We start from the raw sequence: 11,299 nt of genomic DNA on the forward strand, positions 1-11,299 counted from the left end.
GCCGGGCAGGCAGCCGGGCAACCGACCGGGCCGCCGACGGCGCCGCTGGCCATACCCCCGACGTCCCCACCGATCATCCCCAGACTGGCCGCGGAGCCGAGCGGACAAGCGTAGCGCTACCGGCAACAGAGGCGCTCAAAGCAGCAGCTCGGGTACACAGTGGTGGATCAAGCGCAAAGTGTCGGATCGGACCGATCTCGAAGCGGTGCGGTCACCCGGCAGCTCGGGTCTCACGACGACTCAGGTGTAAAAACAGCTCAGGTGTCAAGGCGGGTCCAGACAGCGCACAGGTGCGCTGTCTGGACCCGCTGGTGTGGGATGCGGGCCGGCCTGTGCCCCCTTCAGGCCGGATCTAGCGAGCGCGCCGGGCGAGCCGTTCCCGGTCAAGCAGAACGACCGCACGGGAGTCCAGCCGCAGCCAACCGCGGGTGGCGAAATCCGCCAGCGCCTTGTTGACCGTTTCGCGGGACGCCCCGACCAGTTGGGCGAGCTCCTCCTGGGTGAGGCCGTGCTCGACGCGGACCCCGGCCGCCTCGTTGCCTGGCTGAGCCGGTTCGCCGAACCGTTCAGCCAGATCAAGAAGGGCCTTGGCCACTCGTCCAGGCACGTCGGTGAACACCATGTCGGCCATGGAGTCGTTGGTTCGCCGCAGGCGTTGTGCCAGTACCCGAAGCAGCAGCGACGCCGCCTCGGGGCGGGTGGCCAGCCACGGCCGCAGCGCGGTGTGCTCCAGGGAGACCAACGATGCGTCGGTCACCGCGGTCGCGCTGGCCGTGCGAGGGCCCGGATCGAACAACGACAGTTCACCGAAGAGGTCCCCGGGACCCATCACCATCAGGAGGTTCTCACGGCCGTCGGGTGCGGCGCGTCCGATCTTGACCTTTCCTGCGAGGATGACGAAAACGCGATCTCCGGTTTCACCTTCGCGAAACAGAACGTCGCCTCGGGTAACATTCTGGCGTTCGAGATGATCATTAAGGGCCTGCCGATCCTGTTCGGATAGGCCGGCAAACATGGGAACACGGGCAAGCAGATCGTCCACGGCGTCCGAGCATGCCAGGAGTGGAGCCAAAGGGCACGACCTGAAAGCCGTGACAGGCTGTCGGGTCTTGAACAGGTCCGCCCAATCGGGGTATTTCAGGCTCGACCAGCCCGCCCGCAGCCAGGATCATGCGCCGATACAGGCACACACCGAGAGGATGCATAACGCTCTGTAGTCAGAAAAACGAGAAAAATCAACAGAAGTCCAAATGTGGGCCACCTTCACACCGCTCGATGTTTACCCGGCGGCGATCGCCGCAAACGTCGGCGGTAGCGCTCCAGCGCCACCGGAAGACCCTGGGAGACGAAGGTGCTCACCTCGTCCGGCCGGGCGTTGTCAAGGAAGCCCTCCAAGCCCTGCCCCGTATCGGCGGCACGCAGGGGGCGCTCGACCCGCTCCATGGCCAGCAGCAGGGCGAGCAGCACGAGGGGGAAGGAGATCGCGGCAATCAGAAACATGGCGGGCACTATGGTGACGGACGACTGTGCGTAACCAACACGTGGGGTCTGGATGTGTCCTGCGACATTGGACACATCCGCCACGCCGACCGACGGCTGGTGTGATCGGCTCGCCCGCTACCCTGGGAACGTGCCCGCCGTCGTCGACACCGCCACGGAAAGCCCGCTGGCGCGGACACGCCGAGCCCGTAAGATCGTCCGGATGCTCGGTGAACTCCACCCGGATGCCCGGATCGCGCTGAACTTCGGCAACCCGCTCGAACTCCTCGTCGCCACGGTCCTGTCCGCGCAGTGCACGGACAAGAAGGTCAACGAGGTGACGCCGACCGTGTTCGCGCGGTATCGCAGCGCCGGCGACTACGCCGGGGCGGACCGCGCGGAGCTCGAAGCCGTCCTGCGGCCGACCGGCTTCTTCCGAGCGAAGACACATTCGATCATCGGCATCGGCGCCGCTCTGGTCGACCGTTTCGCCGGCACCGTGCCCGGCCGCCTCGACGACCTCGTGACCCTGCCCGGTGTTGGTCGCAAGACCGCCAACGTGGTACTCGGACATGCCTTCGACATACCCGGGATCACGGTGGACACCCACGTCGGGCGCCTGTCCCGCAGGTTCGGCCTCACCGCCAACACCGACCCGGTCAAGGTCGAGAGCGACCTCGCCGAACTCCTCGAGCGGCGCGACTACACGATCGCCTCCGATCGGATGATCTTTCATGGTCGACGGATCTGCCACTCCCGCCGCCCTGCATGTGGAGCGTGCGGTGTCGCCCGTCTGTGCCCCTCGTTCGGCCTCGGCCCGACCACCCCGCAGGACGCCGCGCGGCTCGTCCGCGGGGCCGTCGAAGCGGTCAGTTGAGCAGCCCTCAGTTGAGCACCGGACCGCATCCGGACAGATCCGAAACTCCCCGACCGGCACCGGGCCCTCGGGGTGTTCCGACCGCACGGCCGGCCGCCGGGGGTGCCGCGCCGGAACGCTCCGTCGAGCTCGGCCGGCCCGCTGTGCCGGCCGGGCCTGACCAGCCTGGCTGGCTCACCGACCTGGCCGAAGCCCTCAGTGCGGCCCGTCCCGACGATCTCTCCCGCGCCCGGGCACCGGCTGCGGGCGACGCCCGGCCGGCGGCCGTCCTCATGGTGCTCGCAGACGGCCCGAACGGGGCGGACATCCTGCTCATCCAGCGTGCGCCCGATCTACGCAGCCACGGTGGCCAGCCGGCGTTCCCCGGCGGCGCCACCGACCCCACCGACGTCTCCCCGGCCGCCACCGCGCTGCGGGAGGCACACGAGGAGGTCGGACTGGACCCGAAGTGTGTCCGGGTGGTGGCTACCGGCCCCGCGCTCTACCTGCCGCCCAGCCACTTCCTGGTCACGCCGGTACTGGCGTGGTGGCACACGCCGTGCCCGGTGGCGGCGATGGACCCGAACGAGACGTCGTCGGTCGCGCGGGTACCCGTAGCGACACTCGCGGATCCGGCGAACCGGCTGCTGGTCCATCACGCGCGAACCGGCTATCTGGGCCCGGCATTCCGCGCCCACGACATGTTCATCTGGGGCTTCACCGGCGGACTGCTCGACGCGCTGTTGCGGATGGGCGGCTGGGAGCGCCCATGGCTCCCGGCCGAGCAGGTCGAGGCTCCCGCACCTGTCATGTCAGTGCCCACCCGCAGTGCCCACCGCAGTGCCCACCGCCAGTCGGGCGCCGGAACCGACGGGTGACTCCGAATGAGTGCGCACCCGGGCGATACGGTCAGGCAGCTCGATGAATGACCGGAGGCAAGCATGAGCGCAACGACGGGCCCGCGCAGTTCCCGGCGCCCGCAGCCCCGATCCGATGTGCCCGGTAGGCGTCCGGCCGGCATCCGGATGGGACCGAGCGTTGGTCGCGCTGCGATCAGCGTCGTCCTTGCGGCGCTGCTCCTCAGCCTCAGCCTCAGCGGCTGCGGAAGCGACCAGCCGGCCGGTTCGGCCAGTGCAGCCGGTACGGCCACGGCCACACTGAGCGTCACACCGAAGATCGAAAATGGTGTCCAGATCTTCGACGTCGTGGGCACCGCATCGCTTGAGTTCTCGCCCTCAACACTGATCGCGAAACCCGGAAAAATCACGGTGAACCTGACCGTCGAACGCGGCTCTCCGCTGCACAACTTCGTGATCCCGACGATTCCGGCCGCCCGAACCAACTACGCCTCGACGGATACACCGCGATCGGTGACATTTACAGTGGATCAACCCGGGCAGTACCCGTTCGTCTGCACGATCCACCCGAACATGCGTGGCACACTAACAATCAGCTAACGGATAGCAGGCCGCCAGACATGTTCGACATGCTCGACATCATCCTGCTCGTTGCGGTGATTGTCTTTGGCGTGTCCGGCTACCGGCAGGGCTTCGTCGTCGGGGCACTGTCCTTCGTCGGTTTTCTCGGTGGCGGCGTGCTGGGCGCGAACATCGCTGCGCCGTTCGCGCGGCTGATCGGAGCCGAGACCAACGGTGCCGTCGTCGGCATCCTGGTCGTCCTCGTACTCGCCCTGATCGGGCAGATCGCCGCCACCGCCATCGGTGCTGCGCTGCGCAACCGGCTCACCTGGCGCCCCGGCCAGACCGTCGACTCGGTAGCCGGCGCGTTGCTTTCGGGGATCTCGGTGTTGCTGGTGGCTTGGCTCCTGGCGACGGCCATCGACCGATCCCCGTTCAGCTCGCTGGCCGAACTTGTCCGCCGATCAGCGGTGCTGAGGACCGTCGACGGGGCCATGCCGGACACTTTTCGTAATGCCTTCGCGGACCTCCGCCAGCTTGCCGACCAGAAGGGCTTCCCGGAAGTCTTCGCCAGCCTCGGCGGCGGCCGGATCATCCCGGTCGAACCACCGGACGCACAGGCTGCCACCACCACCGGCGTGCAGGCGGCGTCTGCCAGCATCCTGAAGGTCCGGGGTGTCGCGCCCTCATGTTCCAAACAGGTCGAGGGCTCCGGGTTCGTCTACGCCCCGGAGCGGGTGATGACGAACGCCCATGTTGTCGCCGGAGTGCCGCGGCCGCAGGTCGAAGTCGGCAACACCATGATGGCGGCCAGGGTGGTGTTGTTCAACCCGGACACCGACATCGCGGTTCTGTACGTGCCCGGGTTGCATCGGACGCCGCTGGCCTTCCAGGCCAACCCGGCGGGCCATGCGGGGGACGATGCGGTTGTCGCAGGTTACCCGCAGGACGGCCCCTACACGACCGCGGCGGCACGCATCCGCAACCGGCAGACCGCCAAAGCACCCAACATCTACTCACAGGGCACGGTGCTGCGTGACATCTACGCCGTCCGCGGCCAGGTGCTGCCGGGTAATTCGGGCGGACCACTGCTGTCCGAGACGGGAACTGTCTTCGGAGTCGTGTTCGCCGCCGCGACGAACGACTCGGAGACCGGGTATGCGCTGACCAGCGCAGAGGTGGACGCCTCGGCGAACGCCGGCCGCGTCGCGACCGCCGCTGTCAGCACCCAGGGCTGCGACTAGGGCCTGCAATATCCATCGGACAGACCCTAGGGGGTAGGACTGCGACTGGCAGATTGGTCCAGAACAGTATTCTGTGCCCGTTTTTGAACCCCGGTCTCCTGATGTGCGAGCCAGGTGAGGATCTCATCGGTGATGACGGCCGGTGCCTCCTCCGGCAGGAAGTGCCCCACCCCGTCCAGCAGCTTCCAGGTGTAGGGACCGCTGACATAACGTCCGGAACCCTGCGCGGTGGACGCCAGCATGCACCGGTCGAGGCGACCGTGTAGCTGCAACGTCGGCGCGGTCACCGACTCGCGGCGCAGCGCCGCTGCAAAACGGGCACCGTCCGGCCGGAACAGCGACCGGAATACCCACCGGTGGTACTCCATGGAACTGTGCGCAACCCCGGGGATGCGGATCGCTTCACGATAGCGGCGCTCCATCTCGGCGTCGGGATAGCCCGGACCGCCCCACAACCGCAACAGCTGCCCCACATAAGCGCCGTCGTCGGCGACCAGCTGCCGCTCTGGACGCCACGGCAGCTGGAACGTGATCAGATGCCGGCCCGAGAGGCCCTGGCGTCGTGGGCTGGCCACCATCTCATGGCGGACCCGCAGCGGGTGGGGCATCGCCAGCACCACGAGCCCACGGACCAGCCGTGGAAAAAACGCCGCCGTCGTCCACCCCGCAACGCCCCCCCAGTCATGCCCGACAATCACCGCATCCCGTTCGCCGAGCGCCCGGACCAGACCCGCGACATCGCCGGCCAGGGTGAATGCGTCATACCCGCGCGGCGGTTTGTCACTGGCGCCGTAGCCGCGCAGGTCCGCAGCCACCACCCGATACCCGGCCGCGGCGATGCCGGTCAACTGATGGCGCCAGGCCCACCAGAACTGCGGGAAACCGTGCAGCAACAGCACCAGCGGGCCGTCGCCGAGTTCGGCCACGTGCAGGCGGGTGCCGTTCGCGGATACGTCACGATGCTGCCACGGACCGTCTACAAGAACGGCGCTAAGCTCTGGAACGGCGGCCTCCATCGCATCTCAGAATTACTCAGAGCGCCCGACAACGGGGACGCTCCTGCTCGCGGCTCGATCGATCCACGCCCGCCCAGCTTGCCGACACCGGTCCCGCGCGCGGCCCCCAGCGCGTCTTCCATATGCCCGATATGTTCCTTCCGCGCCTTCTCCATGTTACTACCGTCTGATTTTGATCATTATGAGATTTTTGTGTGATCACTATGGGTGATATCGCTTTGGCCGGCAACGCAGCCGGTGCGTCCGGTCGTTGATCGTCCAGGTAGGAGATGTTGATCGCCCGGGTAGGAGGTTCAGAACAGGCTCTCAGGGGATGGGCACCGAGTCCCGCGAGTTACCGGACACGTGCCCGTTGGAGTGGCCTGCCCCGGTGCCCGTGACTGCCGTCGGGTGCTTGAGCCAGGCGATGTCCTCCTTGACCGTCTGCAAGGTGCGCTCAGGCGGCGAAATCTTCTTCAACCGCTTTGCCCCGAACAGGCCGAACAGGCCGGCGACGACCAGATAAAGCAGAGCGGTCAGGAAGTACGCCCAGAACCGCTCCACTCCGGCCCAGGTGAACAGCTCGCCGAGCCCGATCGTGACGGCGATCAGCGCGCCGAACCCAAGGCCGGCGGCAACCACCAGAAAGCCGGCGCCGAGCGCGGCAGACGTCGCCTGTTTCGAAAGCTCGGCCTTCGCGAGATCGATCTCCTGCCGGACGAGCAGCGACAGGTCTCGTACCGCGAGCCCGACGAGCTCACCGAGCGTCGTTTCCCGGGTGGCTGGTCGGTTCTGCGTTGGAGTCGACACCGTTGGTCCTCCTTCTGGCGGCCCTGGAGCCTCGGGCGCGCGATACGATTCCTGACCGCATGCCTCGGCCCACCGGGCACGGGTTGCCCGTCGCAGCGGTGACTACCGGTCGTACAGGTCGCGGCACGAGGCAGCGCCCGATACCGTCCAGGTCACCAGATGGTGCCCGATCGGCGACAGTCAACACATCCGCAACGCTCGTCCACGGTTGTTGTGCACGCGTTTGAAGCCCACCTCGGCGGCCCGCAACTCCCCCGCGTTCGTCCAGTCCTCGGGCCGCCGGCGGCGCGAAAACCATGATCATGTCATCCTTTGATCGGGTGGGGTACGACAATCCCGTATCACCCGCCGCGGACCCCTCTTGCGAAGTGTCCCGCGTCCAGAGCTTGTCCGCCGCCCAGACGCGCTGTGATGCGCATACCTGGCCGGTCCGGGCAATTTCTCCCGGACCTTCGGACGCCGCCAGTGTGACAGATGGACCGTGACGAGATTGCGTTCGCCCGCTTGCGCAACGGTCACCGGATGTCCACCGCATCGACCACCGACCATGGGCCTTCCCACCCAGCCGGAGACCCACCGTGCCTGCCATGGCCCTGCTGCTCATCCATGGGGCGGGCGCCATCCACGGGGCGGGTAGGCGGTAGCGTACCGGCAATGACCGCCGTAGTCGGGCCGGACCCCGTGGCCCGCCTCGCCGCCCTGCCAGGCGTCACCGACGCGGTCACCGCCGCCCGAACGTCCGTGGACACCCTGTTACGGCACCGGGTCATGCGCCGCGACAGCGCCAAGGTGACAGCCGAGGCATCGTTGCGCACCGCGCGCGCATCAGCAGCGCTGGACGGTCACGACATCGATCTGGACGATCTGCGCGAACACCTTGGCCACGATCGCCGGCTTGCGACCGGCGACAGCGACAGCGACGCGCTCAGGGTGACGCTCGGCACGGTCCGGCTCCACGCGGAGCTGGGGACGCTTCGCGACACCTGGGATCGGGCACCCCGCCAGGCACTCGCCCGGATGCACGTCCTCGTCGCGCGCGGCCTGGTCACCGACGCTGACCTCGGACGCCCACGAGTAGCGGGCAGCCACACCGACCCGACGGATCCCCTCGGCCTCGGCCCGACACCGACACCCGTCGAAGCCACCGCCCGGCTGGACGGGCTCACACAGCTGCTGGTGACCAAGACGTCCGCACCGGCGATCATCATGGCTGCGATCGTGGAGGGCGAACTGCTGGCCATCCGCCCGTTCGGTGCCTTCGACGGGATCATCGCCCGGGGGGCCGGCCGGCTGGTACTCATCAGCCGGGGCCTGGACCCCAAGGCCGTGACCGCCACGGATGTCGGGCACGTCGAAGCCGCGCAGATCCCCGGCGGGCAGACGTGCACCGACGGCGCCACAGGTGGCAATGCCACCGGTAGCTATGCCGCGGCGGTCCGCGCCTACATCGGAACGGGCGCCCAGGGCGTCGGTCAATGGATCATCCACTATGCACGGGCCGTGGAGCTGGGTGCCCGCGAGTCCCTCGCCATCTGCGAGGCCATCACCCGCGCCAGCTGAGGCGCGCCAGCCAGTCGACCATCAGTCATCCAGGCACACCGCGGCCGCGCCCGGATGACGGTTTCGCCAGCCATGGAAAGGGTACGCATCGGCAGTGTCGAGCGAGCCCACCGCGCCCTCGTCCGGCAATCGTGGGATCCCTGGCGGCTAACGGCGAGATCCCACGGACGGCTCCCGCGACGCCCCCCAAACGGGAGCCGTCCCCCGGTCGCCGGGCACCTCTTTTCCAGGCGCCTCCCTTCCAGGCACCTCGTGCCGGACCCTGCTTTGCCGTACCCTACTTTGCCGTATCACGCGTACCGGGCACTCCAAGTCGGTATAAATCTTAATTAGACCATATATGGGGCTTGTGGAGGGAAAATTCTCCACAAGCCCCATATGCGTCATGGTGAGCTTCCGTCCCCATCCCCGACGACGGAAGGGCCCTGCCATGACGTCCGCACCGCCCGTTCTCGCCCTCGCTGTACCCGAGCCCCAACCGAGCCTCCGGCCGCTGACCATCACCGATGATCCACAGCTGCTCGACGACATCCTCCGGCTCGCCGCGGCTGCCGGCGTCACCGTGAACGCCGTAGTCGACGCCCACCTCGCCCGCAGGTACTGGAACAACGCCCCGCTCGTCGTCGTCGGCACCGACCGGGTGGCGTCGTGCGTGGCCGCCGGCCTGCCACGGCGTCCGGGCGTGGTCCTACTGAGCTCCGACCTCGACGACGGCGGCGTATGGGAGGCGGCGGTACGTCTCGGCGCCGAGCATGTGGCCTTCCTGCCGGACGCGGAAAACTGGCTTGTCGAGGTGTTGGCCACCGCCACCGAACCGGACCAGCGCCGCGCCACCGTCGTGGGCGTGATCGGTGGGCGAGGCGGTGCAGGGGCCACCAGTCTCGCGATCGCGTTGACCCTGGCGTCCGTGCGCCGGAAGCTCCATACCGTGCTGGTGGACGCCGACCCGCTCGGCGGGGGGATCGACCTTGCTCTCGGGATTGAAGATCGACCAGGCATGCGCTGGCCGGACCTCGCAGCAGCCCGCGGGCGAACGTCCCGCCGGGTGCTGGCCGAGTCGCTGCCCTGTCTCGGGGACCTTGCCGTGCTGTCCTGGGACAGAACCAGCCCGACCGCGATCCCGCCGGCCGTCATGAGTGCGATGCTGACCAGTGTCCGGCGCGGTAAGGATCTGCTCGTCGTCGATCTTCCCCGGTTTCCCGACCAGGCCTCCGCCATGGCGATGCACGTGGCAGAAATGATCATTGTGGTCGTTCCGGCCGAGGTCCGCGCCATCGCCGCCGCCGGCCGGATCTGCGACACCGCGAACCGGCACTGTTCGGACGTCCGTATTGTCGTGCGACTCCCGGGCCCGGCCCGGCTGGATGCCGAGGCGGTCTCGGATGCGCTCGCGCTGCCGGTTGCCGGGGTGCTGAGGCACGATTCAGGCCTCGCGACCGGACTGGAACGGGGAGAACCGCCGGGTAGCCGCCGCCGGAGCTCGCTGGCCCGGGTCAGTGGGCGGATCCTCGACGACCTGGATCTGGCGCACGCGGACGTGGCTGCATGAGCACGTATCCGGCCGGCAGCCCGAGCGTGGGGGCCACGCCGGGTCATCCGGTCCACGACATCGCGGTCGAACGAACCGGAGCAGATCACGTCCGACGCGCACCGGGCACGACGGCTGCCTGCGGTGTGACGGACGGGACACAGCCGGACGAGGCGCTCCTTGCCGGCATTCGGCGAAGGCTGGCAAGCGCGGACGGGACGCTGACGTCCTCGCGCATCGCCATGGCGGTCCGGGCGGAAACCGGACCGGTTGACAGCGGCTCGCTCGCGCTACACCGGTCGCTCCAGTCGGAGCTTGTCGGTGCCGGGCCACTCGAGCCACTGCTCGCAGACCCGTCCATAACCGATATTCTGGTCAATGGGCCAGACGAGGTCTGGATAGATCGAGGCGTCGGTCTCGAGCGGTGCGCCGTCACCTTTGCCGACCATGACGCGGTACGTCGCCTCGCGGTCCGGCTGGCCGCGGCAACCGGGCGGCGCCTTGACGCGGCGACCCCGTTCGCCGACGCGAGGCTCGGTGACGGCACCCGCCTGCACGCGGTGCTCGCACCGGTCTCGGTAGCAGGGACGTGTCTGTCGCTGCGGATCCCCAGGCGGCGACCCTTCACACTGGGCGACCTTGTTACGACCGGGACGATACAACCCGCCATGGCGGAGGTCCTGGACGCGCTTGTCCACGCTCGCCTGGCAACACTGGTCACGGGCGGAACGGGTTCAGGAAAGACCACCTTGTTGGCCGCGCTTCTGGGTCGGGTCGACCCGGGCGAACGTGTCGTGGTCATTGAGGACACCGTGGAACTCGTCGTCGATCTCGCCCACGTCGTGCGGCTGGAGTCCCGTCCACCCAACATCGAGGGTGCCGGCGGGATCGATATGAGCGATCTGGTTCGTCAGGCATTGCGGATGCGACCTGACCGAATCGTCGTGGGTGAGGTCCGCGGCGCCGAAGTCGTGGACCTTCTGGTCGCGCTCAACACGGGCCACGAAGGGGGCCTGAGCACCATCCATGCCAATACGCCGGCGGACGTCCCAGCGCGGCTGGAGGCTCTCGCCGCGCTTGCCGGGCTGGACCGCGCGGCCCTGCACAGCCAACTTGCCTCGGCGGTACAGGCTGTCGTTCATATCAGCCGAGATCGTGATGGAATGCGCAGACTTACTGAAATCGGCGTACTGTATCGCGACCAGAGCGGGCTCGTCCGCGTCCTGGGCGCCCTGCGTATACGCCAGCATCACCTCACCCCACCCGACCCCGAACGCGGGGCAACAGCCAGCGTGGTTGTGGCCGGAGCGGGCGCCCTCGTCCTTGATCGACTACTCGCCGAACGCGGCGGTCCACGTCCCGGCATGCTTCGTGAAAGTGCCCCGGGCAGCCAGCGATGCTGACGCTGG

The 11,299-nt window shown here is 68.1% G+C and carries 11 protein-coding genes; 7 read left to right on the forward strand and 4 right to left on the reverse strand.

What is annotated here, in order from left to right:
* Positions 1–352: 352 nt before the first annotated feature.
* A complete protein-coding gene (locus U9980_RS00970) occupies positions 353–1,042 on the reverse strand; it encodes a Crp/Fnr family transcriptional regulator (protein ID WP_322747713.1) in 690 nt (229 codons plus the stop codon).
* Positions 1,043–1,263: 221 nt separating this feature from the next.
* Positions 1,264–1,500 (reverse strand): hypothetical protein, encoded by a 237-nt coding sequence (locus U9980_RS00975; RefSeq protein ID WP_322752935.1) that lies wholly within the window; start codon positions 1,498–1,500, stop codon positions 1,264–1,266.
* Between the two features lie 130 nt (positions 1,501–1,630).
* Between U9980_RS00975 and nth the strand changes: the two genes are divergently transcribed.
* From nth to U9980_RS00995, 4 genes are all read left to right on the forward strand, one after another.
* Positions 1,631–2,356 (forward strand): endonuclease III, encoded by a 726-nt coding sequence (gene nth / locus U9980_RS00980; RefSeq protein ID WP_322766290.1) that lies wholly within the window; start codon positions 1,631–1,633, stop codon positions 2,354–2,356.
* 11 nt (positions 2,357–2,367) lie between these two features.
* The gene (locus tag U9980_RS00985; RefSeq protein ID WP_322766268.1) at positions 2,368–3,213 is read left to right on the forward strand and encodes a CoA pyrophosphatase; all 846 of its coding nucleotides are present in this window, start codon (positions 2,368–2,370) and stop codon (positions 3,211–3,213) included.
* A gap of 63 nt (positions 3,214–3,276) precedes the next feature.
* The gene (locus U9980_RS00990) at positions 3,277–3,792 is read left to right on the forward strand and encodes a cupredoxin domain-containing protein (protein WP_322766269.1); all 516 of its coding nucleotides are present in this window, start codon (positions 3,277–3,279) and stop codon (positions 3,790–3,792) included.
* 20 nt (positions 3,793–3,812) lie between these two features.
* Positions 3,813–4,997, forward strand: a complete 1,185-nt coding sequence (locus U9980_RS00995; RefSeq protein ID WP_322766270.1) for a MarP family serine protease — start codon at positions 3,813–3,815, stop codon at positions 4,995–4,997.
* A gap of 26 nt (positions 4,998–5,023) precedes the next feature.
* On the opposite strand, the gene U9980_RS01000 is transcribed toward U9980_RS00995, so the two are convergent.
* Both U9980_RS01000 and U9980_RS01005 read right to left on the reverse strand, forming a co-directional pair.
* Positions 5,024–6,013 carry an alpha/beta hydrolase gene (locus U9980_RS01000; protein ID WP_322747702.1) on the reverse strand — a complete coding sequence of 330 codons (990 nt, stop codon included), beginning with the start codon at positions 6,011–6,013 and terminating at the stop codon, positions 5,024–5,026.
* A 306-nt stretch (positions 6,014–6,319) separates the two neighbouring features.
* Positions 6,320–6,802, reverse strand: a complete 483-nt coding sequence (locus U9980_RS01005) for a phage holin family protein (protein WP_322766271.1) — start codon at positions 6,800–6,802, stop codon at positions 6,320–6,322.
* Between the two features lie 654 nt (positions 6,803–7,456).
* Between U9980_RS01005 and U9980_RS01010 the strand changes: the two genes are divergently transcribed.
* The 3 genes from U9980_RS01010 to U9980_RS01020 all read left to right on the forward strand — a co-directional run bounded on the left by U9980_RS01010 (position 7,457) and on the right by U9980_RS01020 (position 11,293).
* Positions 7,457–8,362 carry a hypothetical protein gene (locus tag U9980_RS01010; RefSeq protein WP_322766272.1) on the forward strand — a complete coding sequence of 302 codons (906 nt, stop codon included), beginning with the start codon at positions 7,457–7,459 and terminating at the stop codon, positions 8,360–8,362.
* Between the two features lie 430 nt (positions 8,363–8,792).
* A complete protein-coding gene (gene ssd / locus U9980_RS01015) occupies positions 8,793–9,911 on the forward strand; it encodes a septum site-determining protein Ssd (RefSeq protein WP_322766273.1) in 1,119 nt (372 codons plus the stop codon).
* Positions 9,908–11,293, forward strand: coding sequence for a TadA family conjugal transfer-associated ATPase (locus U9980_RS01020; RefSeq protein WP_322766274.1), 1,386 nt, complete (start codon positions 9,908–9,910; stop codon positions 11,291–11,293). The genes ssd and U9980_RS01020 overlap by 4 nt, the downstream gene beginning before the upstream one ends.
* Positions 11,294–11,299: the final 6 nt, after the last annotated feature.

The sequence above is a fragment of the Protofrankia sp. Cr1 genome (genome assembly GCF_963555865.1).
Lineage (GTDB): Bacteria > Actinomycetota > Actinomycetes > Frankiales > Frankiaceae > Protofrankia.

What these genes read in the sequence shown, in the direction of transcription:
- U9980_RS00975 (WP_322752935.1), bottom strand. Translation starts at nt 1,500, where the DNA reads ATGTTTCTGATTGCCGCGATCTCCTTCCCCCTCGTGCTGCTCGCCCTG.
- U9980_RS00990 (WP_322766269.1), top strand. Translation starts at nt 3,277, where the DNA reads ATGAGCGCAACGACGGGCCCGCGCAGTTCCCGGCGCCCGCAGCCCCGA.
- U9980_RS00995 (WP_322766270.1), top strand. Translation starts at nt 3,813, where the DNA reads ATGTTCGACATGCTCGACATCATCCTGCTCGTTGCGGTGATTGTCTTT.
- U9980_RS01000 (WP_322747702.1), bottom strand. Translation starts at nt 6,013, where the DNA reads ATGGAGGCCGCCGTTCCAGAGCTTAGCGCCGTTCTTGTAGACGGTCCG.
- U9980_RS01010 (WP_322766272.1), top strand. Translation starts at nt 7,457, where the DNA reads ATGACCGCCGTAGTCGGGCCGGACCCCGTGGCCCGCCTCGCCGCCCTG.
- ssd (WP_322766273.1), top strand. Translation starts at nt 8,793, where the DNA reads ATGACGTCCGCACCGCCCGTTCTCGCCCTCGCTGTACCCGAGCCCCAA.
- U9980_RS01020 (WP_322766274.1), top strand. Translation starts at nt 9,908, where the DNA reads ATGAGCACGTATCCGGCCGGCAGCCCGAGCGTGGGGGCCACGCCGGGT.